The sequence below is a fragment of the Streptomyces sp. NPDC020898 genome (genome assembly GCF_044333925.1).
In the GTDB taxonomy this organism is placed as follows: Bacteria; Actinomycetota; Actinomycetes; order Streptomycetales; family Streptomycetaceae; genus Streptomyces.
The window spans coordinates 519,086-542,965 of the sequence record NZ_JBIRRV010000005.1 but is presented as its reverse complement, the minus strand read 5'-3'; the positions used below and the strand labels follow the sequence as shown (position 1 = coordinate 542,965).

The 23,880-nt window shown below is 70.3% G+C and carries 24 protein-coding genes and 1 riboswitch; of the genes, 7 read left to right on the top strand and 17 right to left on the bottom strand.

The annotated features are described in order from the left end of the window. Positions 1-30: 30 nt before the first annotated feature. Complete coding sequence (locus ACH4TV_RS19770; protein WP_398399674.1) at positions 31-1,392, top strand: MFS transporter; 1,362 nt, start codon at positions 31-33, stop codon at positions 1,390-1,392. Between the two features lie 267 nt (positions 1,393-1,659). Next, the gene (locus ACH4TV_RS19765; RefSeq protein ID WP_003977404.1) at positions 1,660-2,034 is read left to right on the top strand and encodes an RNA polymerase-binding protein RbpA; all 375 of its coding nucleotides are present in this window, start codon (positions 1,660-1,662) and stop codon (positions 2,032-2,034) included. Between the two features lie 169 nt (positions 2,035-2,203). Here the strand turns inward: ACH4TV_RS19765 and fxsA are convergent, their stop codons facing one another. The 4 genes from fxsA to ACH4TV_RS19745 all read right to left on the bottom strand — a co-directional run bounded on the left by fxsA (position 2,204) and on the right by ACH4TV_RS19745 (position 6,337). Continuing rightward, positions 2,204-2,785 (bottom strand): FxsA family membrane protein, encoded by a 582-nt coding sequence (gene fxsA / locus ACH4TV_RS19760; protein WP_398399672.1) that lies wholly within the window; start codon positions 2,783-2,785, stop codon positions 2,204-2,206. A 92-nt stretch (positions 2,786-2,877) separates the two neighbouring features. Then, positions 2,878-3,672 carry a polyprenol monophosphomannose synthase gene (locus ACH4TV_RS19755; RefSeq protein ID WP_398399670.1) on the bottom strand — a complete coding sequence of 265 codons (795 nt, stop codon included), beginning with the start codon at positions 3,670-3,672 and terminating at the stop codon, positions 2,878-2,880. Between the two features lie 537 nt (positions 3,673-4,209). Continuing rightward, positions 4,210-5,817 carry an amidohydrolase gene (locus ACH4TV_RS19750; protein WP_398399668.1) on the bottom strand — a complete coding sequence of 536 codons (1,608 nt, stop codon included), beginning with the start codon at positions 5,815-5,817 and terminating at the stop codon, positions 4,210-4,212. A gap of 79 nt (positions 5,818-5,896) precedes the next feature. Beyond that, complete coding sequence (locus tag ACH4TV_RS19745) at positions 5,897-6,337, bottom strand: Lrp/AsnC family transcriptional regulator (protein ID WP_398399666.1); 441 nt, start codon at positions 6,335-6,337, stop codon at positions 5,897-5,899. Between the two features lie 267 nt (positions 6,338-6,604). Here ACH4TV_RS19745 and ACH4TV_RS19740 point away from each other — a divergent pair, with 267 nt between their 5' ends. Continuing rightward, positions 6,605-7,042: a hypothetical protein gene (locus tag ACH4TV_RS19740; RefSeq protein WP_398399664.1), complete on the top strand. Its 438-nt coding sequence runs from the start codon at positions 6,605-6,607 to the stop codon at positions 7,040-7,042. A 193-nt stretch (positions 7,043-7,235) separates the two neighbouring features. Then, complete coding sequence (locus tag ACH4TV_RS19735) at positions 7,236-7,529, top strand: hypothetical protein (protein ID WP_398399662.1); 294 nt, start codon at positions 7,236-7,238, stop codon at positions 7,527-7,529. Here ACH4TV_RS19735 and ACH4TV_RS19730 read toward each other — a convergent pair. Next, positions 7,492-8,664, bottom strand: coding sequence for an acyl-CoA dehydrogenase family protein (locus ACH4TV_RS19730; protein WP_398399660.1), 1,173 nt, complete (start codon positions 8,662-8,664; stop codon positions 7,492-7,494). The genes ACH4TV_RS19735 and ACH4TV_RS19730 overlap by 38 nt on opposite strands. 319 nt (positions 8,665-8,983) lie before the next feature. Here ACH4TV_RS19730 and ACH4TV_RS19725 point away from each other — a divergent pair, with 319 nt between their 5' ends. Then, positions 8,984-10,240, top strand: coding sequence for a glycoside hydrolase family 18 protein (locus tag ACH4TV_RS19725; RefSeq protein ID WP_398399658.1), 1,257 nt, complete (start codon positions 8,984-8,986; stop codon positions 10,238-10,240). A 55-nt stretch (positions 10,241-10,295) separates the two neighbouring features. Here ACH4TV_RS19725 and ACH4TV_RS19720 read toward each other — a convergent pair whose 3' ends face one another. The 3 genes from ACH4TV_RS19720 to ACH4TV_RS19710 form a co-directional block, all read right to left on the bottom strand. Beyond that, positions 10,296-10,955, bottom strand: coding sequence for a TetR/AcrR family transcriptional regulator (locus ACH4TV_RS19720; RefSeq protein WP_398399656.1), 660 nt, complete (start codon positions 10,953-10,955; stop codon positions 10,296-10,298). Between the two features lie 119 nt (positions 10,956-11,074). Beyond that, positions 11,075-11,218, bottom strand: coding sequence for an SCO1431 family membrane protein (locus ACH4TV_RS19715; protein ID WP_398399654.1), 144 nt, complete (start codon positions 11,216-11,218; stop codon positions 11,075-11,077). A 166-nt stretch (positions 11,219-11,384) separates the two neighbouring features. After that, a complete protein-coding gene (locus ACH4TV_RS19710; protein ID WP_398399652.1) occupies positions 11,385-12,749 on the bottom strand; it encodes a peptidase C39 family protein in 1,365 nt (454 codons plus the stop codon). Positions 12,750-12,942: 193 nt separating this feature from the next. Here ACH4TV_RS19710 and ACH4TV_RS19705 point away from each other — a divergent pair, with 193 nt between their 5' ends. Together ACH4TV_RS19705 and ACH4TV_RS19700 are read left to right on the top strand one after the other, a co-directional pair. Continuing rightward, complete coding sequence (locus ACH4TV_RS19705) at positions 12,943-13,596, top strand: uridine kinase (protein ID WP_398399650.1); 654 nt, start codon at positions 12,943-12,945, stop codon at positions 13,594-13,596. A 430-nt stretch (positions 13,597-14,026) separates the two neighbouring features. Beyond that, complete coding sequence (locus tag ACH4TV_RS19700; protein WP_398399648.1) at positions 14,027-15,892, top strand: AAA family ATPase; 1,866 nt, start codon at positions 14,027-14,029, stop codon at positions 15,890-15,892. A gap of 151 nt (positions 15,893-16,043) precedes the next feature. Here ACH4TV_RS19700 and ACH4TV_RS19695 read toward each other — a convergent pair whose 3' ends face one another. The 9 genes from ACH4TV_RS19695 to ACH4TV_RS19655 form a co-directional block, all read right to left on the bottom strand. After that, complete coding sequence (locus tag ACH4TV_RS19695) at positions 16,044-17,129, bottom strand: hemolysin family protein (protein ID WP_398399646.1); 1,086 nt, start codon at positions 17,127-17,129, stop codon at positions 16,044-16,046. Further along, positions 17,126-18,454, bottom strand: coding sequence for a hemolysin family protein (locus tag ACH4TV_RS19690; RefSeq protein ID WP_398399644.1), 1,329 nt, complete (start codon positions 18,452-18,454; stop codon positions 17,126-17,128). Before ACH4TV_RS19690 ends, ACH4TV_RS19695 begins: the two co-directional genes overlap by 4 nt. Before the next feature lie 201 nt (positions 18,455-18,655). Next, entirely contained in the window at positions 18,656-19,138 is a 483-nt protein-coding gene (locus tag ACH4TV_RS19685; protein ID WP_398399642.1) for a PH domain-containing protein, read from the bottom strand. A gap of 46 nt (positions 19,139-19,184) precedes the next feature. Then, a complete protein-coding gene (gene hisG / locus ACH4TV_RS19680) occupies positions 19,185-20,033 on the bottom strand; it encodes an ATP phosphoribosyltransferase (RefSeq protein ID WP_398399640.1) in 849 nt (282 codons plus the stop codon). Between the two features lie 55 nt (positions 20,034-20,088). Further along, complete coding sequence (locus ACH4TV_RS19675; RefSeq protein WP_006378313.1) at positions 20,089-20,361, bottom strand: phosphoribosyl-ATP diphosphatase; 273 nt, start codon at positions 20,359-20,361, stop codon at positions 20,089-20,091. 34 nt (positions 20,362-20,395) lie between these two features. Then, positions 20,396-20,881 carry a 6,7-dimethyl-8-ribityllumazine synthase gene (gene ribH / locus ACH4TV_RS19670; protein ID WP_053740326.1) on the bottom strand — a complete coding sequence of 162 codons (486 nt, stop codon included), beginning with the start codon at positions 20,879-20,881 and terminating at the stop codon, positions 20,396-20,398. 46 nt (positions 20,882-20,927) lie between these two features. After that, complete coding sequence (locus tag ACH4TV_RS19665) at positions 20,928-22,223, bottom strand: bifunctional 3,4-dihydroxy-2-butanone-4-phosphate synthase/GTP cyclohydrolase II (RefSeq protein WP_398399638.1); 1,296 nt, start codon at positions 22,221-22,223, stop codon at positions 20,928-20,930. Further along, on the bottom strand, positions 22,220-22,861 hold the full coding sequence (locus tag ACH4TV_RS19660) for a nicotinamide riboside transporter PnuC (protein ID WP_398399636.1): 642 nt from the start codon (positions 22,859-22,861) through the stop codon (positions 22,220-22,222). Before ACH4TV_RS19660 ends, ACH4TV_RS19665 begins: the two co-directional genes overlap by 4 nt. Continuing rightward, positions 22,858-23,460, bottom strand: a complete 603-nt coding sequence (locus ACH4TV_RS19655; protein WP_398399634.1) for a riboflavin synthase — start codon at positions 23,458-23,460, stop codon at positions 22,858-22,860. The genes ACH4TV_RS19660 and ACH4TV_RS19655 overlap by 4 nt, the downstream gene beginning before the upstream one ends. A 147-nt stretch (positions 23,461-23,607) precedes the next feature. Beyond that, a riboswitch (FMN riboswitch) is annotated at positions 23,608-23,743 on the bottom strand. Positions 23,744-23,880: the final 137 nt, after the last annotated feature.

Here is a 23,880-nt window from a genome sequence, read left to right as displayed (position 1 = left end):
GCACCTTCACGGGGAAAGCGAGGGGCACGGGTGGGCACCGACACCGTGCGGACCGAGGCGGCCGACGAGGCCGCCGGGCGCAAGCGCGAGCAGCGCGGCTGGTACTTCTACGACTGGGCGTGCTCCGTCTACTCGACGAGCGTGCTCACCGTGTTCCTGGGCCCCTATCTGACGTCGGTCGCCGAGGAGGCGGCCGACGCGGACGGGTTCGTGCATCCATTGGGGATACCGGTCCGCGCCGGTTCGTTCTTCGCGTACTCGGTGTCCCTGTCGGTCATCGTGGCAGTGCTGGTCATGCCCCTGGTGGGCGCCGCCGCCGACCGCACCGGCCGCAAGAAACCGCTCCTGGCGGCAGCCGCCTATGTGGGCGCCACGGCGACAGCGTGCATGTTCTTCCTCGACGGCGACCGCTATCTGCTGGGCGGGCTGCTGCTGATCGTCGCCAACGCGGCCCAGTCCGTCTCGATGATGCTCTACAACTCCTACCTTCCCCAGATCGCTCCGGTCGAGGAACGCGACGCGGTCTCGTCGCGCGGCTGGGCGTTCGGCTACGCGGCGGGCTCACTGGTCCTGGTCGTCAACCTGGTCCTGTACACGGCCCACGACTCCTTCGGCCTCTCGGAGAGCATGGCCGTCCGCGTCTGTCTGGCCTCGGCGGGTCTGTGGTGGGGCGCCTTCACCCTCGTACCGCTGCGCAGGCTCCGCGACCGGCGGGCCACCGCGGAGGAGGTCGCCGCGAAAGGCGCCAGTGCTCCGGGGCTGCGGCAGCTCGCTGCGACCGTCCGTGACATGCGCCGCCACCCGCTCACCCTCTCCTTCCTGCTCGCCTACCTCGTCTACAACGACGGCATCCAGACCGTGATCTCACAGGCGTCGGTGTACGGCTCCGAGGAACTCGGGCTGGGGCAGTCCACCCTCATCGGGGCGGTACTCCTCGTGCAGGTGCTCGCGGTGGCGGGGGCGCTGGGGATGGGCCGGCTGGCCCGGGTGTATGGGGCCAAGCGGACGATTCTCGGATCGCTGGTGGCGTGGACGGTGACGCTGGCGGCGGGATACTTCCTGCCGGCCGGCGCACCGGTGTGGTTCTTCGTGCTGGCCGCCGGGATCGGTCTGGTCCTCGGCGGCAGCCAGGCCCTGTCCCGGTCACTGTTCTCGCATCTGGTGCCGCCCGGCAAAGAGGCCGAATACTTCTCCGCGTACGAGATGAGCGACCGTGGCATGAGCTGGCTCGGCCCGCTTCTGTTCGGAATCACCTACCAGCTGACCGGAAGTTACCGCGACGCGATCATCTCGCTCGTGATCTTCTTCGTCCTCGGGTTCGCACTGCTCGCGCGGGTTCCGGTGGGACAGGCGATCCGCGACGCGGGCAATCCCGTTCCCGAAAGGATTTAGCATCCGCGGCCAAAGAGCGGTAGTGTACGCCGTTGGCCTGCCAGGCGTACCGTTACTGCGCGTCAAAGATGACGAAACGCTGGGTGACATCTGCTTGCAGATGTGACAAAGCGGGCACTGGTGGGTACAACAAGGGGCGGCTACGACGGCGACGCATGACCCGAAACGGGACACGGGACGGGAATCTTTACCGCCGACCGGACGTTGACCGGATGACGACGACAGCGACACCTGTCCTGTGGGCGACAAGCCCGGGAGGCACGATTCATGAGTGAGCGAGCTCTTCGCGGCACGCGCCTCGTGGTGACCAGCTACGAGACGGACCGCGGCATCGACCTGGCCCCGCGCCAGGCCGTGGAGTACGCATGCGAGAAGGGACATCGTTTTGAGATGCCCTTCTCGGTGGAGGCGGAGATTCCGCCCGAGTGGGAGTGCAAGGTCTGCGGGGCCCAAGCACTCCTCGTGGACGGCGACGGCCCTGAGGAAAAGAAGGCCAAGCCCGCGCGTACGCATTGGGACATGCTGATGGAGCGGCGCACCCGCGAGGAACTCGAAGAGGTCCTCGAGGAGCGACTGGCCGTACTCCGCTCCGGAGCGATGAACATCGCGGTACATCCGCGGGACAGCCGCAAGTCCGCATAGCCCTTCAGGGGCTCGGCGGCATACAAAGCACGCGTGACACCGCGGGTGCCGTACGTGAGGTCTGCGTACGGTGCCTGCGGTTTCGCGTTTTCCGGGCACGGTGAGCCAGAGGCGACGGGCCCGCGCCGAGGAGGCGCGGGCCCGTCGCTCGCATCGCGGAAACAGGGCGTCAGCTGTTCAGCGGCGGACGCTGCTCGTCCCGCGCATCCGTGCCGTCCTCCCGGATGACCTCGCCCTGGACCACCTTGCCGTCCGGGCGGTGCATCCTCGCCTGCTGGAAGGCGTCGCCCAGGGTGCCCGGGGTCGCCTCCCTCAGCTTGCGTTCGAAGGTGCGCTCCGCGGAGCGGCTGATCGCCTTCTGGAGCGGCGGGACCAGCAGGAGCAGGCCCACCGCGTCCGAGATCAGGCCGGGCAGCATCAGCAGCAGGCCGCCGAGCATCATCAGGCCGTTGCCCTCGCTGCCGCCGGGACGGGCCGTGGGCTCCGTCCGTGCACCGCCCTGCTGCTGTTGCAGCGTCTCCGTAAGGTTGCGAAAAGCCCGGCGGCCGGCCCGCTTGATGACCACGGAGCCGAGCACGAAACCGGCGACGAGGAGCAGGAAGACCGTGAAGCCGCTCGCCGCGCCGGCGACCACGGTCAGCAGCCAGATCTCCAGCACCAGCCAGGCGGCGATGCCCAGCGGCAGGAACGTGCGCAGCCGGGAACGCCGCGGCCGGGCGGGGTACGTGGGGGTCGGAGCGCCAGTCGTCATACGACCAGTGTGCCTGGGCCGGGCTCAGCACGGGATAAGCGGATGATCAACGGAGCCTGTGAAGTCGCACAGACATACCGCGGAGGGACCTGCTACGGCTTCTTGGTCTTGCCGCGGGCCTTGTTCACTCGCTCCCCCACGCCCCACGTCGTGACCCGCCACAGCGCCTCGACCAGGATGTCGCGGCTCATCTTCGAGTCACCGTGCTCGCGCTCGACGAAGGTGATGGGGACCTCGACCACGTGGTAGCCGGCTCTGATCGCGCGGCGGGCCAGGTCGACCTGGAAGCAGTAACCCTGCGAGGCGACCTCGTCGAGGCCGAGGCCTTCGAGGGTCTCGCGCCGGAAGGCGCGATAGCCGCCGGTGACGTCCCGGATGGGTACGTCGAGCAGGACGCGGGAGTAGAGGCTGCCGCCGCGGGAGATGAACTCGCGGGACTTGGGCCAGTTGACCACCCGGCCGCCGGGCACCCAGCGGGAGCCCAGGACCAGGTCGGCGCCCTTGAGGGCGGTCAGCAGGCGGGGCAGTTCCTCGGGCTGGTGGGAGCCGTCGGCGTCCATCTCGATGATGACGCCGTAGCCGTTCTCCATGCCCCAGCGGAAGCCCGCGAGATAGGCGGCGCCGAGGCCTTCCTTGCCCTTGCGGTGCAGCACCTGGACCTGGTCGTCGTCGACGGCCAGCTCGTCGGCGAGCTTGCCGGTGCCGTCGGGGCTGTTGTCGTCCGCCACGAGAACGTGGGCGTCGGGGACGGCATCGCGCACCCGGCCGACGATCTTCTTGATGTTCTCCGCCTCGTTGTAGGTCGGAATGATCACCAAGGCCGTGCCGAGCGGGCCGAACCGCCTCCCCTGGGCTTCCGCCGCGAGGGTCCCGTCGCCGTCGTTCACTACTGCCCCTTCGAGTCCGTACGCAGACGTCCACCATAGTGGCCGCGGCCTGCGCTGACGTGTCGGCACGGTCTTACGGGGGTGTCTATTCGGCAAGAGCGGGGTAAGGGAGCCCGATTCGTCACCTGTCCACACTGCGGATCGGGGCCCGGCGCCCTTCGGGCCGACCTGGGACCCGCTGGCTGCGGGTCGACCGAAAGCCGTTGTCTACTGGACGTCCGGGCCCCACCCGGGTCACACCTTGCCGACCGGGTGGAACGTTCCGTCGCCGTGGCGCGGGCGCTGAGCCTGGCTGCCAGTGGTGGGGTGCCGGTGCGGCACTCCAACCCTGACCCAGCGGCGCTGCGGCGACTGTGCGGAGGTTCCCCGGTCGGCCGTCCGGTGGTGGACCCGGCCGAACCTACCGGCCACCTGCCGTTGGCTGTCAACAGCTGCTTGGCCTGCGGTTCTTTCCTGAATCGCCTCGTCAGCGCCGAGGACACGCAGGTCGCGCGACGGCGTGGCGGGCACCGATCCGTACCGCGCCACCCCAGGAGATCACTCGCCCGGCCGTACGAACACCGTTCGTCCGCCCACCACCGTGCGCAGGCAGACGGGGAGATCGTTGCCGGGTGTGAGATCGGGCAGGCCCGGGGTGCCGGAGCGGGGGTCGGTGGACCAGCGGGCGACCCGGTCGTCGGGGGCCTGGACGACGAGGGCGCCGGCGCGCCACAGGGCGTAGTCCGCGGGCGCGCCCGGCACCAGGACGCCCGCGTCGTCGCGTCCGACGGCACGCCAGCCGCCGCGGGTATGGGCGGTGAAGGCCGCGCGGACCGAGATGCGGTGCTCCGGGGTGCGGTGGAAGGCAGCGGCGCGGACCGTGCCCCAGGGGTCGAGGGGAGTGACGGGGCTGTCCGAGCCCAGGGCGAGCGGCACGCCGGCCTTCAGAAGGGCCGCGAAGGGGTTCAGGGCGCGGGCCCGGTCGGTGCCCAGTCGCTGGGCGTACATGCCGTCCTCGCCGCCCCACAGTGCGTCGAAGGCGGGCTGTACGGAGGCGGTGAGGCCCAGCTCGGCGAAGGCGGCGATGGTCTCGGGGGTGAGCATCTCGGCGTGCTCGACGCGGTGGCGGGCGGCGCGTACACGGGCCAGGCCGACCTTCTCGGCGGCTGCGCGCACTCCCTCGACCACGGAGGTCACCGCGGCGTCCCCGATGGCGTGGAAGCCCGCCTGGAGGCCCGCCTCGGTGCAGGCGATGACATGGGCGGCGACGGCGGCGGAGTCCAGATACGCGGTGCCGGTGTGGCCGGCCTCGTCGCGGTACGGCTCGTGCAGGCAGGCCGTGTGCGAGCCGAGGGCGCCGTCGACGAACAGGTCACCGGCGGCGCCGATCGCGCCCAGGGCGCGGGCCTTGTCGACATCCTGTTCGGCCCAGTAGCCGACGACGCGCGGTCCCGGCTCCTCGGCGGCGAGGCGCAGCAGGCCGGTGAAGTCGTCCTCTGAGGAGATCTCCGGCCCCGCGCACTCGTGGACGGAGCCGATACCGAGCGAGGCGGCGTGCGCGAGGGCGGTTCGCTGGGCCTCGGTGCGCTGGGCCGGGGTGACCGCGCCCAGGGCGGCGGCCCGGACCGTGTGGTGGGCGGCGCCGGTCAGCGGGGCGTCGGGGCGACCGGTGTCGCCCCGGACCAGGTCGAGCAGCGCCGTCGTCACGACCGCCGAGTGGACGTCGATGCGGCTGAGGTACAGCGGGCGTCCGCCGGTGGCCTCGTCCAGCTCGGCGCGGGTCGGCGGGCGGCCGCCGGGCCAGCGGGCGGCGTCCCACCCGTGCCCGAGGAGGACGCGGTCGGCGGGGCGGGCCGCGGCGAACGCGCGCACGAGGGTGAGGGCCGCGTCCAGGGAGGGGGCGTCGGACAGGTCGAGGCCGGTGAGGGCGAGTCCCGTGGCGGTGGTGTGCACGTGTGCGTCGGTGAACGCCGGGGTGACGAGGGCGCCGTCGAGGTCGATCACCTCGTCCGCCGCGCCCACGAAGGCGTCCGCGGCGCCTTCCGAGCCGACCCAGGCGATGTGTCCGCGCTCGACGACCATCGCGGTCGCGAAGGGGTCGGCGGGGCTGTGGACTTCTCCGCCGCGAAGGAGGACGGTGTCGGGCGGTGCCGGGCGTTCACTCATGGGGACAGTTTCCCGCGTGACCTCACCGGCTCCGCACCTGGGGCGTGTTGTCCCGCCGCCCGCCGTCACGCCGGCCGCGTCAGATCTTCGGCGCCCTCGCCTCGTACGGCGTCGACAGGACCACCGTCGTGCGCGTCGAGACGCCCGCGAGGGTACGCACCCTGGCGAGCAGCTCCTCCAGTTCGTGGGGAGTGGCGACGCGCACCTTGAGGATGTAGTTCTCCTCGCCCGCCACGCTGTGGCACGCCTCGATCTCCGGGACGTCCGCCAGGCGTTCCGCGATGTCGTCGGGGGCGCTGGGGTCGAAGGGTTTCACCGAGATGAAGGCCGTCAGGGGCAGCCCCACGGACTCCGGGTCGACGACCGCGGCGTAGCCGCGGATCACGCCACGCTGTTCCAGCCGGCGTACCCGCTGGTGCACGGCAGACGTGGACAGGCCCGTGGCCTTGCCCAGGTCGGTGTAACTCATCCGCCCGTCCTTGACGAGCAGCTGCACGATCTGTCGGTCCAGCTCCTCCATGGCGCAGAACCTACAGTGCGCTTGATCTCCTCGGATACCTGAGCGGTGCAGGTCATGCCCTGTTCGTGATGTGAAGAGGAGCGCCCCGTGCGCCGCACGGGGGACAAAAGCATCGCCACGGGCACCTGCGAACGGCATGTGACGAACGCCACAGCTCTCGAACATGCTCTGTGATGGTCTCGTGATTACCGCCGAGACGGGGCGGGAAGTGCTTGCTGTGGTCGAGGCCGCAGCGCCTTGTCGGCCCAGCCCGAGGGGGAGTAATCCATGCAGAGTCTCAAGCGCCCTGGTCGTATCGCGTCCAAGCGGCCCCAGTTGGTCATCGAGCCCGAGCCGGAGGGCGTCGAGCCCGACGCACTCGACGGCGAGGAGCTCGACGATTACGACACCTTCGAGATGTTCCGGGTGATCTGCCCGGACTGCGCGCAGCCCATCGCGCTGCTGGCGGACGAGGAGGTTCTGCCGGAGCACGCGCTGTGCGCCTCACCGTGGAACCCGTTCGGGCTCACCGTCTGCGCGGGTACGGGCCGCGCGGCCGCCGAGGCCCGGTCCGCGGACGAGTCCGCGGAGCCCCAGGAGCAGCACACCGCCCTGCTGTTGACGCTCCCTCAGGGGCTCGACTGGCGGACCCAGCCCTTCTCGCACGTCGGCGGCCCGGGCTCACGCCCGATGCGGGTCCCCGAGCTGCGGCGCCACGCCGCTTGAGCGCATCCGCTCGAACCTCCTGACTGCCCCTGCACCATGGCTCGCAGGCTGCCGTGGTGCGGGTCCAGTGCGCGCGCATGCCCTTCTGGAGCCGCGCTCAGGACCGGTGCGACGCACGGGCGGGGTCCGTCGCGAACGCAGGGCCGAATCCGGGGCGCGGTGACCTGATCGACCGTCACCGCGTTGCCCTGGCATGACGACCCCCACGTACGCGGCGTCGGCACATCCGCGCCAGTTCTCCGCATCCGGCCCGGCAGAATCGGTTCCCCAGGGGCATCCGCAGAGTCGGCCGAACCCACCGGCCCCACCGCCCCCGCCCGACCCGCCCATCTACCGTGCGCTGCTGCGCACTTGGTCCGACCGCGGCCGCACCCTGCCGGGGCGCTACGACCCGGAGTGGGACCGGCTCGCTGCGCCGCCGGTCGGGCTCGGGATCGTGGTCGACCCGTTCAACGCGTCTCCGGTCCCGCCAGGTGACGGGCGATGACCATCCGCTGGATCTGGTTGGTGCCCTCGACGATCTGCAGGACCTTGGCCTCGCGCATATAGCGCTCGACCGGGAAGTCCGCGGTGTAGCCGTAGCCGCCGAGCACCTGGACCGCGTCCGTGGTGACCTTCATCGCCGCGTCGGTGCACAGGAGTTTGGCCATGGCGGCCTGCTTGGCGAACGGACGGCCCGCGTCGCGCAGCCGTGCCGCCGCGAGGTACAGCGCGCGGCCCGCCTCGATCTGCGTGGCCATGTCGGCGAGCAGGAAGCGCAGCCCCTGGAAGTCGGAGATGGGCCGCCCGAACTGCCGGCGCCCGGTCGCGTACGCCACCGCCTCGTCCAGTGCCGCCTGGGCCAGGCCGATCGCGCAGGCCGCGATGCCCAGGCGCCCGGAGTCGAGTGCGGACAGGGCGATCGCGAAGCCCTGCCCCTCGTCTCCGATGCGCCGGCGGGCCTCGAGCCGGACGCCGTCGAAGTTGATCTGCGCGGTGGGTGAGCCCTTCATGCCCATCTTCCGTTCCGGCGCGGCGGCGTTCAGCCCCGCCGCGTCGCCGGGGGCCAGGAACGCGGTGATGCCGCGCGGGCCCTCCTCCCCCGTGCGCGCCATGACCGTATAGAAGTCGGCGATGCCGCCGTGCGTGATCCAGGACTTGGTGCCGGTGAGCACCCAGTCGTCGCCGTCGCGAACGGCCTTCGTGCTCAGGGAGGCGGCGTCGGAGCCGGACGCGGGCTCGGAGAGGCAGTACGCGCCGAGGAGGCCGCCGCCGAGCATCGCGGGCAGGTGTTCGGCCTGCTGCTCCTTGGTGCCGTAGCTCGCGAGGGCGTGGCAGGAGAGGGTGTGCACGCTGACGCCGAGGCCGACGGTGAGGCGGGCCGCGGCGAGCTCTTCGAGCACCTGGAGGTAGACCTCGTACGGCTGGTCGCCGCCGCCGTGGTCGGAGGAGTACGGGAGGCCCAGCAGCCCCGACTCCGAGAGGAGGGCGAAGAGTTCGCGCGGGAAGCGTCCCGCTTCCTCCTCCTCGGCTGCCTGCGGGACGATCTCGCGCTGGGCGATGTCCCGGACGAGCGAGATCAGGTCCCGGGCCTCGTCCGTGGGCAGTTGACGGTCCACCGGCTGCGGGGCGTGGTCGGGCATGTCGACGCTCTCCTCCCTGTTGGGCACAACGGCATACGCGCCTGGTTCGGGCGGCATTCGCCGGTCTCGCTGGTCACAGCCGATGCTGGCTCTTCCGGGTCGCGGAAGCGGCCGGCGAACGGCGGTGGAGCTGCGAGTATGCCCGAACGGCGGCATGGCGTCATCAGTTAACGAGCGTTTATTCGATCACACTCCAGGGCATCGACCTCGACCGGGAATTGGTCCGAACCATTGACCGTAGTGGTCTAGTCCACTTACTGTGCCCGCAGATCCCGACACCCCTCCCCCACGCTCCCCTCCCTTCCGAGGAGACTGCCCGATGCACCGACCTCATCTCCCCCGCGTCCGCTTCAAGGCGCTTGTGTCCGCCGCGTGTTGTGCCGTTCTCGGCGCCGGACTGCTGACCGGCGCGGGCACCGCGACCGCCGCGCAGACAGCTTCGAAGGCCGCCTCGAAACCCGTCCCGAAAGCCGCCGGCTCCAAGGTCGTCGGCTACTTCACCGACTGGGGCACGTACGACCGCAAGTACTACGTCAAGAACATCGAGACCTCCGGTTCGGCCGCCCGGCTGACCCACATCAACTACGCCTTCGGCAACGTCACCGGCGGCAAGTGCGCGATGGGTGACGCCACCGCGGCGACCGACCGGGTGTACACCGCCGCCGAGTCCGTGGACGGCGTCGCCGACACCGCGAGCCAGCCGCTGCGCGGCAACTTCAACCAGCTGCGCGAGCTGAAGCGGAAGCACCCTAACCTCAAGGTCCTCTGGTCGTTCGGCGGTTGGACCTGGTCGAGCGGTTTCGGCGAGGCCGCGCAGAACCCTGCGGCGTTCGCCCGGTCCTGCTACGACCTGGTCGAGAACTCGCGGTGGGCCGATGTCTTCGACGGCATCGACATCGACTGGGAGTACCCGAACGCCTGCGGCAACACCTGTGACACCAGCGGCAGGGCGGCCTTCAAGAACGTGATGGCGGCGATGCGGGCGAAGTTCGGTTCCCGCAACCTGGTCACCGCGGCGATCACGGCCGACGCCACCCCCGGCGGCAAGATCGACGCGGCGGACTACGCGGGCGCGGCACCCTACGTCGACTGGTACAACCCGATGACGTACGACTACTTCGGTGCCTGGGCCGCGACCGGGCCGACCGCGCCGCACTCGGCACTGAATTCGTACTCCGGTATCCCGCAAGCCGGTTACCACACCTCGGCGACCATCGCGAAGCTCAAGGGCCTCGGCATCCCGGCCTCCAAGCTGCTGCTCGGCCTCGGCTTCTACGGGCGCGGCTGGACCGGTGTCACCCAGTCGGCGCCCGGCGGCACGGCGACCGGTCCGGCGACGGGGACGTACGAGGCGGGCTTCGAGGACTACAAGGTGCTGAAGTCCAAGTGCCCCGCGACCGGCACCGTCGGCGGGACGGCGTACGCCAAGTGCGGGAGCGACTGGTGGAGTTACGACACCCCGGCGACCATCGGGACGAAGATGGCGTACAAGAACCAGCAGGGCCTGGGCGGCACGTTCTTCTGGGAGCTGAGCGGTGACACCTCGAACGGTGAGCTGATCAGGGCGATCAAGTAGGCGCACCCGGAGGGCAGTTGGAGGGCGGGGCCACGAGCCGCCGCCCTCCTTCCGGTCAGTTGTCCCGGCGGGCCGGCTCCGGCGTCACATAGGTCGGGTCGAGTTCCTCGATGGCGCGCAGCGCGCCGCCCAGCATCTTCACGAGCAGTTCGCGCATGGTGTCGCGGGAGAGGTCGGGGCGGTCGACCCAGTCGAGGGTGGCGCCCTCCACGCCGCACACCCAGCCGAAGAGGCCCATGCGGGCGAGCGGGGCGATGTCCTGTCTGCCGTACGCACCCTCGGCGATGGTCGCCACGATCGCCTCGCGCACCCCGTCCCTGATGGCGTGCACCTCGGCGTCGAAGCCGACGCCGCCGCTGACGATCGTGCGGTAGGCGGCCTGGTTGTGCTCGGCGAAGCGCAGATAGCCGTCGATGGTGCGGTGCACGCGGTCCACGGGTGCGTGGCTGAGACCGCTGGACGCGAAAGTGACCAGGTCGGCGACCGAGTCCTCGACGATGGCGAGGTAGTAGCCGCGCTTGGACTGGAAGTAGTAGTAGATCAGTCCTTTGGCGACCTGCGCCTGACGTGCGATGTCGTCCATCGACAGTGCGTCGTACGACCGGTCGGCGAACAGCTTCCGTCCGATGGCGATGAGTTCCGCGCGACGCGCCAGAGAGCGGTCGGTGCCACGTGCCCGCGGGCGTTCGGCGGCAGGCTGACGACTACTGTTCAATTCGGGGCCCTGGTCTCCAACTGCGGGCGGGACATCCGAAGTATGGCAGACCCGAGCCACCTGCACGTTCGACTCTGATCGACGCTGCGGGCACCCGGTTCGGGGCGGATCGCACCGGCTCAGATCAGGCCGAGTTGGGCGACGAGCATGGCGAGCACCACCACGAGGGTCCAGCCCATGACGTGCTCGAAGATCTTCGGGCCGTCCTCCTGGGGACCCCCGGTACGGGTGCGGGCGGGGGCTGCGGCAGTGCTCGCGGTCATGGCATCTCGCTGAAGTCTCGATGTGCGATGGACTCCCCCCACCGTTCTGTCCACCTTGCCATTCATCGGGGCTTTCGTGACGGAGATGTTGGTCACATCTGGCCGGAAATCGGACGGCCCCCGGTCTCCCGGGGGCCGTTTCACACCGTCACGCGCTCTCCTCGGCTCAGCGCACGCCCACCGCGGCGAGCGCCGCGAGTTGGGCGGCGGTCGGCCGCGCCGGGAAGTACAGGTAGCAGACGCCACCGGTTCCGGAGACGACCTTGCCGGTGGCGTTGTACCGCTTGGTCCGCAGCCAGATGTTCTCCCACTCGCGCCGCGGATAGACGCGACGCACGGCCTCGTTGGTCGCCGAGAAGGGGTCGTTGGCGATCACGTCGCCGGCGGCGGTGAAGCCGATCACGGTCATCAGATGGCCCGAGGTGCCGTAACCCGCCCCCGTCAGCTCGGTCTTGAGGAACGACTGGGACGTTATGGCCGGGATGCCCGCCGCGATCAGCGTCTCCAGGTCGGTGAGCGAGCCGAGCCGGGTGACGACGCCCTGGAGGTCCTTGTAGGTCGCCGCGTAGGCCGCGTTGAAGGGCCAGTTGCCGCAGCCGCCGTACTGGAAGTCGAAGGTGTAACGGGCCGCGTGGCACACCTGCGGGTCGGCGAAGTCCGGGTTGACCCAGGCCAGTTGCTCCGCCGTGGGCCTCCGCCCCCAGTACTCGATGATCATCTGCGAGGAGGTGGGGCTGCACCAGGCCTCGCCGCCGTTGTCGTACTCGGGGTACTGGCCGACATGGATCTCCTGCGAGTAGCGCGGGACGATCAGCTCTCTTGCCGGGCCGGGTGTCGAGGCGGGGACGGTGAAGCGGTCCGGTACGTCGGAGCCCATCGCGCCGAGCCGCCAGACCGTGGGCGTGGCCGTGGTGCCGGGCTTGCGGTAGAGGGTCAGCCGCAGCCGGTACGAGACCAGGCGCAGGCCTGTGGCCGGGTCGTCGATGGCGAAGGTGTCGGTCCAGACCGTGCTCCTGTCGTCGGTCTGGTCGTCGACGGAGGTCCGCTTGATGTCCTGGTCGCCGGAGGCCCAGCGGCCCATCACGTACCAGGGTGTGGCGGTACCGTCCGAGTACGTGCCGGTCAGCTCCACCTGGAGCCAGGTGCCGGCCGGGGTACGCGCGTTCCAGGAGGCGATGACCTCGGTGGAGGGGACCGCGAGCCGGTGCACCGGGGACGTCCAGGTCGCGTACTCCCAGGCCGCGGTCGTACCGGTGTGCGGATCGGTGTAGTCGACCGTGGCGGCCGGAGTGCCGATCACGACCCCGGATCGCACGCCGGCGACGGTACGGGTGCCCTTGGCCGTGCCCGCGCACCAGTCCGCGTGCGAGGTCCAGGCGCGGTTGTCGACGGGGCGGGCGGGGTCGGCCTCGGCCTCGCGGGCGGTCGCGTCCGGGGTGTCGGCGGCGGCTGGGCCGGCGCTGCCCGCGACGGCGGCGGCGACAGCCGCGGCGAGGACGGTTCTGCGGGACGGCTGTTCGGCTGTGCTCATGGGCGGGTGACCCCCAGGTGTTCCGGACGGGCGGGACGGTGCACGACTGTGCGCCCACTATGGCCGCCGGTGACCGGCGCATGCCAGCACTTCGGGGCGTGCCGCGCCCGGGAATATTGGTCTCGACCATTGGCGTGACCTGGGAAGCGGACGGCGGCCCGTCCCGCCGGTCCCTAGAATGACCCCCGGCAATATGTCCGAATCCCATCGCCCTCCGGGAACCGTCATCCACGACCTCGCACGCACCCTGCGCCGCCTGCAGCCCTCCTGTGGCCCCGTCCGGCTGATCGCGGTCGACGGACACGCGGGCTCCGGGAAGACCACGTTCACCGGACGGCTGGCCGCGGCTCTCGGCGGGGCACCCGTGCTGCACCTCGACGACATCGCCACCCACGACGAGCTGTTCGAGTGGACGCGGCGCCTGGTCAGCCAGGTGATCGAACCGCTGCGGCACGGCGAGAGCGCCTCCTACGCCCCCTACGACTGGACGTCCCGGCACTTCGGACCGCCCCGGACCCTGCCGGCCGCACCCGTGGTGCTGATGGAGGGGGTGGGTGCCGGGCGGCGCGCGGTACGGCCGTTCCTGGCGCGGCTGCTGTGGATGGAGCTGGCCGACGAGGAGGCATGGACGCGCGGGCGGCTGCGGGACGGGGCGGAACAGAGCGAGTTCTGGGCCGGGTGGGTCGGCGCGGAACGTCAGCACTTCGCCGCGGACCCCTCGCGTCCGTTCGCCGACCTCCTGGTACGGCAGTGCGACGAGGGGTACGAGGTGCTGCCGGGGCCTGCCGGGACCGTTGGATCGGACCAGGATCTCACTCACCGTGACGGGCCATCCGCAGTGTGGTGAACTCGTGAAGGCCCTTGTCGCGCAACTTGTCTGAGTGCCCCAACTCGGCTTGACCGTCGGGCCGTACAGGACTTACGTTCTGAATGTGCGGCCATTCGACGGCCGCCCGCAGTCGCGAAGCCCCCGGTTGTTCCCCCGTGATCGGGGGCTTCGTTCTGCCCGCACCCCTTTTTCGGCCGCCGACAGGCGCGATTTGTTCACCCTGGGTGACCGCGCCGCGTGCGCCCCATCTGCTCCCACCTCGTCAAACGTCCTGTGCGGCACCCTGCTGCGGGCACGTGCGGCGCAGGTACGATGCCCTCGGTGCGACTCGGACGGCTGCTCTGCGCACCGTTGCAACTCCCGTCCGCGGCACAGTGGTTCGACCAAGCTGCCGACGGGCACCGGCCCGTCGGAGAGGCAATCGGGGGCACGGTTTGTGGGGGACGTGATGGACTTCGGCACGCAGGGCCCCGAGGCCCCGGCCGACCTCGCCTGGCTGCGAGGTGTGGACGCCTACACGATGGGCGCCTATCCGCAGGCGGAGGAGGAGTTCCGCACCGCGGTGCGGATGGATCCCGGGATGGCCGACGGCTGGCTCGGACTGCACGCGCTGCGCGTCGACACGACGACCGCGCTGCTACGGATGTTCCGGCACCGGGAGCGCTTCGGGGAGCAGCGCTCCCGCCATCGCCGGACCCTCAACTCCTGGTACTGGCTGGGCTGGTGGGTGCAGCCGGTACTCGAAAGTCCGCGCGATCTGCTGCTCGCGCACGCCTCGCACTGGCTGGACGGTCGCCATGTGCCGGAGCTGGACCGGGCGTTGGCCGGTCTGCCGCCGGTGGACACCGATCCGCAGGTCCGTTTCCTGCACGCGTGCCGCGCCTATCTCGTCAAGGACTGGGAGCAACTGGTCCGGCACACCGACCCGTTGATCAACGACGCGATGCTGGGCATCGAGGCCGGCCTGTTCGGCGGTATGGCCCGGGTCCGCCTGGAGATGTTCGGGCAGGCCGAGCCGCTGCTGTCGGCCGCGCTGATGCGCTGTCGCAGCGAGCAGCCGCAGCGCAAGGAGCTGCGGTACTGGCTGGCGCGGGCCCACGAGGGCACCGGCAGATCTGCGGCGGCGCTCCCCCTCTACCGGGCGGTGCACCGCGTGGACCCCGCGTTCATGGACACCTCTGCGCGGCTCGCCGCGATCTCCGAGGGCGACGGGTACGACGAGGCGGCCGACCTCGCGGCGATCACGCTCAGCGGGATCGGACAGGAACTGCTGGAGAGCCCGGACGGTATCGACCCCCTGTTCGGCGGCGAGGGCCGGGACCTGAAGCTGTCGGAGCCCGAACTCCCGCCGCCCAGCGTCCCGTTGCCCTCCGAGACCGACTCCGTGCGCGAGAAGGCCGCCCTTCCGGTTCAGCCGCTGCCGACCGGCCCGACCGACCCCGGGCTACTGGAAGAGGCGCTGTCCGAGCTGGAGCGCATGGTGGGCCTGGAGCCGGTGAAACGCCAGGTGAAGGCGTTGTCGGCCCAGTTGAACATGGCGCGACTGCGGGCGGGGCAGGGCCTGCCGGTCCAGCCGCCGAAGCGGCACTTCGTCTTCTCGGGCCCGTCGGGCACCGGCAAGACGACGGTGGCGCGGATCCTGGGCCGGGTGTTCTACGCGCTCGGGCTGCTCGGCGGCGACCATCTGGTCGAGGCGCAGCGGGCGGACCTGGTCGGCGAGTATCTCGGCCAGACAGCCGTGAAGGCCAACGAGCTGATCGACTCCGCGATCGGCGGCGTCCTCTTCGTCGACGAGGCGTACTCGCTCTCCAACTCCGGGTACGGCAAGGGCGATGCGTACGGCGACGAGGCGTTGCAGGTGCTGCTGAAGCGGGCCGAGGACAACCGGGACCACCTGGTGGTGATCCTGGCCGGCTATCCGGAGGGCATGGACCGGCTTCTGGCCGCGAACCCCGGACTCTCGTCCCGGTTCACGACGCGCGTCGACTTTCCCTCGTACCGACCCCTCGAACTCACCTCCATCGGCGAGGTGCTGGCGGCGGAGAACGGTGACGTGTGGGACGAGGAGGCGCTGGACGAGCTGCGCTCGATCGCCGGGCATGTGGTGGACCAGGGGTGGATCGACGAGCTGGGCAACGGGCGGTTCCTGCGGACGTTGTACGAGAAGAGCTGTGCGTATCGGGATCTGCGGCTGTCGGTGTATCCCGGGACGCTGACCCGGGACGACTTGTCGACGCTGCGGCTGCCGGATCTCATGCAGGCGTACGGGGAGGTTCTGTCGGGACGGGGGCCACAGGACCCGTCGGCCCTCTGACCCGACCAGTACCGGGCGCCTTGAGTTGGGCGCCCGGTACTGGTGCTGAGGGGCAGGCGTCGAGCAGGCGCGCCCCTTCAGTGGCGCGGGGAACTGCGCGACCAGCCCCCACCGGGCCGCGGCAAAATGAACCGCCGATCCCGCGGAGCGCTCAGCTTGCCAGCGCCTCCTTCTGGGCCTCCGCCCTGGGCTCCGTCACCTTCGGTGCCGGGGGTGTCTGGCGGTGGGCCGGGTCCCGTACCTCGCCCACCAGCAGCTCCAGTACGTCCTCCATCGCCACGAGGCCGATCACCCGGCCCGACGCGTCCGCGACCTGGGCCAGGTGTGTCGCCGCCCGGCGCATCACCGTCAACGCGTCGTCGAGCGGCAGCTCGGACCGCAGCGTCGTCATGGAGCGCCAGACGTGCTGCGGCACCGCCCGTTCCGAGTCCTCCGCGTCCAGTACGTCCTTCACGTGCAGGTAGCCCATGAAGGCGCCGTTGTCCGCCACCACCGGGAAGCGGGAGTAGCCGGTGCGGGCGGTGAGGGCGACGACCTGGCCCGGGGTGACCGACGGGCCCACCGTCACCAGGGACTCGCGGTCGAGGAGGACATCGGTGACGGGGCGGGAGCCCAGTTCCAGCGCGTCCTCCAGGCGTTCCTGCTCACCGGGGTCGAGCAGGCCGGCCTGGCCGGCGTCCTCCACCAGGCGGTTGAGCTGTTCGCTGGTGAAGACCGCCTCCACCTCGTCCCTGGGCTCGACGCGGAAGAGTTTCAGGACGAGTCGCGCGCAGGCGCCGAGGCCCACCGTGACCGGCCTGCACAGGCGGGCGAAGGCGACCAGGCCGGGGCTCAGCCACAGCGCGGTCTTCTCGGGCGCCGCCATCGCCAGGTTCTTCGGGAGCATCTCGCCGACGACCAGGTGGAGGAAGACCACGGCCGCGAGCGCGATGACGTACCCCAGGGGGTGGATCACGCCCTCGGGCAGATGGATCCACTCGAAGACGGGTTCCAGCAGATGCGCCACGGTCGGTTCGGCGACCGCGCCCAGGGTCAGCGAGCAGACGGTGATGCCGAACTGGGCCGCGGCCATCATCTGCGGCAGCCGCTCCAGGCCGTACAGCACCTGGCGGGCCCGCGCCGTGCCGAGCGGTTCGATCTGGCTGCGGCGGACGGAGACGAGGGCGAACTCGGCGCCCACGAAGAAGCCGTTGGCGAGGACGAGGAGGAGGGCGAAGAGGAGTTGGAGCACGCTCATCGGGCCGCCTCCAGGGCGATGTTCACTGTCTTGACCAGTCGTACCCGCTCGGCCCGGTAGTGGCCGACCTGGCGGACCGAGAGGAGCCAGCCCGGTAGTTCGGCCTTGTCGCCGGGGACCGGGATGCGGCCCAGCAGGTCGGCGACGAGGCCGGCGACCGTCTCGTACGGGCCCTCGGGCACGTCGAGGCCTATGCGCTGGAGGATGTCGACACGGCAGCTGCCGTCGGCGTCCCAGGCCGGGCGGCCGTCCTCGGGCGCGGCGGCGGCGAGTTCGGGGACGTCCTGGCCGTCGTGCTCGTCGCGGACCTCGCCGACGAGTTCCTCGACGATGTCCTCCAGGGTGACCACGCCCGCCGTGCCGCCGTACTCGTCGACGACGACGGCGATGGGCTGCTGGCTGCGCAGCAGTTCGAGCAACGGCTGCACGGGGAGCGTCTCGGGGACCAGGAGGGGGGACTGGGCGATCCGGCCGACCGGGGTGCGCAGCCGGTCTGCCGCGGGCACCGCGAGGGCGTCCTTGAGGTGGACCATGCCGACGATCTCGTCGATCCGTTCCCGGTAGACGGGGAAGCGTGACAGGCCCGTGGCCCGGGTCAGGTTGACGACGTCCTCGGCTGTGGCCGACGACTGGAGCGCGCTGACCCGCACGCGCGGGGTCATGACGTGCTGCGCGGTCAGCTCGCCCAGCGACAGCGTCCGTACGAAGAGATCCGCGGTGTCCTGTTCCAGCGCGCCGGCCTGTGCCGAGTGCCGGGCCAGGGAGACGAGTTCGCCGGGGGTGCGGGCCGAGGCCAGCTCCGCGGTGGGTTCGACACCGAGGGCGCGCACCATGCGGTTAGCGACCGCGTTCAGGCCGGCGATCACCGGGCGGAAGAGGCTGGAGAAGGCGTGCTGCGGGCCGGCCACGAAGCGGGCGACCTGCATCGGCTTGGAGATCGCCCAGTTCTTGGGCACGAGTTCGCCGATCACCATCTGCACGGCCGAGGCCAGCAGCATGCCGACGATCACCGAGACGCTCGGGACGGCCCCTTCGGGCAGACCGATCGCGGTGAACGGGCCGTGCAGCAGCTCCGCGAGTGCCGGTTCGGCGAGCATGCCGACGACGAGGGAGGTGATGGTGATGCCGAGTTGGGTGCCGGAGAGCTGGAAGGACAGCTCCTTGAGGGACTCGACGACCGTACGGGCTCGTCGGTCGCCCTCTGCGGCGGCCTTCTCCGCGTCCGGCCGCTCGACCGTGACAAGGCCGAATTCGGCAGCGACGAAGAAGCCATTGGCGAGGATCAGGAGGAAAGCCGCCGCAAGGAGCAGCAGGGGGGTGGTCATGATGCCGCCGCCTCGATATGTCGGAAGGGGGCGGCGCAGGTACTACAGGACGATCCGTCCATCGCTGGAGGGAGTCACTCCTCGGGTAGCAGGGGGCCTCTGAAGACCGGGGGGAACATCAGAGGCGGAGGCGCACGAAAACGCCTCCGCCAACAGATTAATCAAGACAGGGCCCTGTGCGGCAGGGTGGACGGCCCTGAGTCAGCCCTGATGTTGCTCGGGATGCCCTGAGGACCGTGCCTCCGCGAGCGCCCGCAGGGTGCGCGCGTCCGCGATGGCACGCTCTTTGGCGATGCCGGGCTGGATGCCGAGCGCGGGCAGACTCGTACCGTCGCTGAGGTCGAGGAACACCCACGGATCGCCCGGACGCAGGTTCACCCGGAGGATCTCCGCCCAGGCCAGACGCCGTTTGCTCGTGATGTTGACGACCGTCACGCCTGCTTCGTCGGCGACGACCTTCGGCCGGGACAGCAGCAGGAGTACGGAGGACAGCAGCGCGCCGGTGAAGACGAAGCTGAGACGCTCGCCGGGGCCGAGCTTCTCCAGGAGCAGGGCGACCGTCGTGATGACGACGAAGATCGCGCCGCCCGCGGTGACGAGCACGGCCCGGGTGCGGCCCGGCCGGAAAGTGACGGGCAGCGCGGGCAGCGCCGGCGGCACGGGGGCGGTGGGCGGATTCGGCATCGTCGTACGGTCCCTGTCGGTCACGGTGTCTGTCGCTTCGTGTGTCTCAGAGACGGCAGGCGTGGATGGCCGTGGTCAGGATGGCACGGGCGCCGATGTCGTACAGATCGTCCATGATCCGCTGGGCCTCCTTGGCCGGGACCATGGCACGGACGGCGACCCAGCCCTCGTTGTGCAGCGGTGAGACGGTCGGGGACTCCAGACCGGGCGTCAGGGCGACGGCCTTCTCCAGCTGCTCCACGCGGCAGTCGTAGTCCATCATCACGTACGTCCGGGCGACCAGGACGCCCTGGAGGCGGCGCAGGAACTGCTGGACCTTGGGTTCCTCGGTCTCGGCGCCGACCCGGCGGATGACGATCGCCTCGGACTTCATGATGGGCTCGCCGAACACCTCCAGGCCCGCGTTGCGCATCGAGGTGCCGGTCTCGACGACGTCCGCGATGACCTCGGCGACGCCCAGCTCGATCGCGGTCTCGACGGCGCCGTCGAGGTGCACGACGGAGGCGTCGACGCCGTGGTCGGCGAGGTGCTTGGCGACGATTCCCTCGTACGAGGTGGCCACCGTCATGCCTGCCAGGTCGCCGATGCCGGCCGCCGTGCCGGGCTTGCCGGCGAAGCGGAAGGTGGAGCGGGCGAAGCCGAGCGGGAGGATCTCCTCGGCGTTGGCCCCGGAGTCGATGAGCAGGTCGCGGCCGGTGACGCCGATGTCGAGGCGGCCGGAGGAGACGTAGATCGCGATGTCACGGGGGCGGAGGTAGAAGAACTCCACCTCGTTCTCCGGGTCGACGATCCGCAGTTCCTTGGACTCGCGGCGCTGCTGATAGCCGGCCTCATGCAGCATGTCCGCCGCAGGTCCTGACAGGGAACCCTTGTTGGGGACGGCGATGCGCAGCATGAGGTCGGCTTCCTTTGCGTGAGGCGTGACAGGGGGTGTGTGGGTGGGGCGAGACTTACAGGTGGGCGTACACGTCGTCCAGCGAGATTCCGCGGGCGACCATCATCACCTGGACGTGGTAGAGCAGCTGCGAGATCTCCTCGGCGGCTGCTTCCTTCCCCTCGTACTCGGCGGCCATCCAGACTTCGGCGGCCTCTTCGACGACCTTCTTGCCGATGGCATGGACGCCCTTGCCGACCAGCTCTGCGGTGCGGGAAGTGGCGGGATCGCCCGTGGCGGCCTTGTGCTGGAGCTCGGTGAAGAGCTCCTCGAACGTCTTATTGGACATAGTGGCCCCCACATTACGCGGTGAAGGGCACCCCCTAGCGCCAGGGTTCGGATACTGAGCGGAGGGTGGCCGCCGTCGCCACGGCCGCCGTCACCGCCTCGTGTCCCTTGTCCTCGTTGGAGCCCTCGATGCCCGCGCGGTCGAGGGCCTGTTCCTCGGTGTCGCAGGTCAGCACACCCATGCCGATGGGGACGCCGGTGTCGACCGAGACCTGGGTGAGGCCCTGGGTGACGCCCTGGCACACGTACTCGAAGTGGGGAGTGCCGCCACGGATGACGACGCCGAGGGCGACGATCGCGTCGTAGCCCCGCCCGGCCAGCACCTTGGCGACGACCGGGAGCTCCCAGCTGCCGGGGACCCTCAGCAGGGTCGGCTCATCGATGCCCAGGTCGTGCAGGGCGCGCAGGGCGCCGTCCACCAGACCGTCCATCACCTTCTCGTGCCACTGGGCGGCGATGACGGCGACGCGCAGGTCACCGCAGTTGCGTACGGACAGTTCGGGTGCACCCTTGCCGCTCACGTTCTCGTCTCTCCTTGGCGATCTGTACGAGGGTCTACAGCGTTCTCTACTGGTTGCCGCAGGGGGACACGGGGGCCGCGTCCAGCCAGGGCAGGTCGTGTCCCATCCGGTCCCGCTTGGTGCGCAGGTAGGTGAGGTTGTGCTCGCCCGCCTGTACGGGCATCGGCTCGCGGCCGCTGACCTTGAGGCCGTGGCGGACGAGCGCGTCGGTCTTGTCGGGGTTGTTCGTCATCAGGCGCACGCTGCGGACGCCGAGGTCCTGGAGTATCTGCGCGCCTGCGCCGTAGTCCCGGGCGTCGGCGGGCAGGCCGAGTTCCAGGTTGGCGTCGAGGGTGTCGTGCCCCTGCTCCTGGAGCTCGTACGCCCGGAGCTTGGACAGCAGTCCGATGCCGCGTCCCTCGTGGCCGCGCAGGTAGACGACCACTCCCCGGCCCTCGTCCCTGATGCGTTCGAGGGCGGTCTCCAGTTGAGGGCCGCAGTCGCAGCGCAGGGAGTGGAAGACGTCGCCGGTGAGGCATTCGGAGTGGACGCGGACCAGGACGTCCTCGCCCTCGTTGGCGCCGATCTCGCCGTGGACGAGGGCGACGTGCTCGACGCCGTCGACGGTGGAGCGGTAGCCGTACGCCGTGAACGTGCCGAAGCGGGTGGGGAGTTGGGTCTCGGCCTCGCGGCGGACGGTGGGTTCGGCGCTCTTGCGGTAGGCGATCAGGTCCTCGATGGAGATGATCGTCAGGCCGTGCTTGCGGGCGAAGGGGATCAGCTCGGGCAGGCGCAGCATCCGGCCGTCCTCGCCGGCGATCTCAACGATCGCGCCGGCCGGTCGCAGCCCCGCGAGGCGGGCGAGGTCGACGGCCGCCTCGGTGTGGCCGTTGCGGACCAGCACGCCGCCGGACCTGGCGCGCAGCGGGAAGATGTGGCCGGGGCGCATGAAGTCGTCGACCTGTGCCGTGCCGCTCGCCAGCAACTGGAGGGTGGTGGCGCGGTCGGAGGCGGAGATGCCGGTGGTGACGCCGTGCGCGGGCGAGGCGTCGACGGTGACCGTGAACGCGGTGCGCATCGACTCGGTGTTGTTCTGCACCATCTGCGGGAGTTCGAGCCGGTCCAGCTCGTCGCCCTCCATGGGGGCGCAGATCATGCCGCGGCACTCGCTCATCATGAAGGCGATGATCTCGGGGGTCGCCTTCTCGGCGGCGATGACGAGGTCGCCCTCGTTCTCCCGGTCCTCGTCGTCGACGACCACGACCGGGCGGCCGGCGGCGATGTCCGCGATGGCCTGCTCGATCGGGTCGAGGGACCAGTCCTCGATGTTGTCCGTGCTGTACAGGATCGGTGCCGTGGTCATGCGGGCGCTCCTTCCAGGACGGGCCGCGTGTCCTTGCGGGAGCGCAGCCACCAGTCGCGCATGCCCCACAGGACGAGCGCGCCGTAGATGACGTAGACGAAGCCGGAGAAGGCGTAGCCGTTGGCGAAGTTGAGGGGGACGCCGACGAGGTCGACGAGGAGCCAGGCGAACCAGAACTCGACCATGCCGCGCGCCTGGGCGTACATGGCGACGACGGTGCCGACGAAGATGTAGGCGTCCGGCCAGGGGTCCCAGGACAGGGTCGGGTAGGCCTTGAAGAGGAGGGCCACGGCGACCGTGCCGACGGCGGCGGCGCCGATCATGGCCGCGCGTTCACGCCAACTGGCGAACCGCGGGACGATCTGACCGTCCGCCGACTGCCCCTTGCTGCGGTTCCACTGCCACCAGCCCCAGCCGGCGACGAGCATGACGACGACCTGCTTGCCTGCGCTGCCGGTCAGATGGCCGAAGAAGGCGCCGAAGAGGACGAGGCCGGACAGGAACTGCACGGGCCAGCTCCAGATGGAGCGCCGCCAGCCGAGGGCGAGGGCGATCAGGCCGAAGATGTTGCCGATCATGTCCGACCACAGGATGTGCTGGTCGAGGAGCGTGAACGCCTCGGTGTTCAGCCAGTTCACTTCGCCGCCCCTTGTGGTCCGAGCAGGCGCTCGACGTACTTGGCGATGACGTCGACCTCGAGGTTGACCGGGTCGCCGGGCTGCTTGCGGCCGAGCGTGGTCAGGTCGAGGGTGGTGGGGATGAGGCTGACGGTGAAGTAGTCGGGGCCTGCGTCTACGACGGTGAGGCTGATGCCGTCGACGGTGATGGACCCCTTCTCGACCACGTAGCGGGTGAGGTCGGCGGGGAGCGAGACCTTGACGATCTCCCAGTTCTCGGACGGCTTGCGTTCGAGGACCGTGCCCGTGCCGTCGACGTGGCCCTGCACGATGTGCCCGCCGAGGCGGGCGCCCAGGGCCATGGGGCGTTCGAGGTTGACGCGGGAGCCGACGGCGAGGACGCCCAGGCTGGAGCGGTTCAGGGTCTCCGCCATGACGTCGGCGGTGAATTCGTCGCCCTCGTGCTCGACGACGGTGAGACACACACCGTTGACGGCGATGGAGTCGCCATGGCGGGCGCCTTCGGTGACCACGGGGCCACGGAGCCGGAAACGGGAGGCATCGCCGAGGTTCTCGACGGCCGTGACTTCGCCCAGCTCTTCGACGATTCCGGTGAACACTTCCCGGGTCCTCCCTGCCTCTTGGGGCACGGACTCCGGGGCCTGTCGATGACGACAGCTGTGAACGGGCAGGGACACCGGGAGCGACGCCGGACGGAGCTCGACCCACGGCCGAGCGGTACGGCGGCGCGCACGAATGCCCGCCCGCCGCGCACTGCCTCCCATCCGGACTTTAACCGTCGGTCCAGGAATTTCACCTGGTCAACCGGCCACCAAAAAATAAGCGGACGGGTCGCGGACTGTAACCGCCGGTTCGGACTTTCACCGACCCCGGAGTGCGCTGCTTCTGTTACAGGCCAGTGTGCCACGCCGGGCCGTGGTCCATGCGGGTGAGTTGTGTGGACTGACTCACAAGGCCCGCGGGGAATAAGTGGCGGGCGGGAGGCGGGCGATCAAGCATGACGATTGGTCCATACCTAT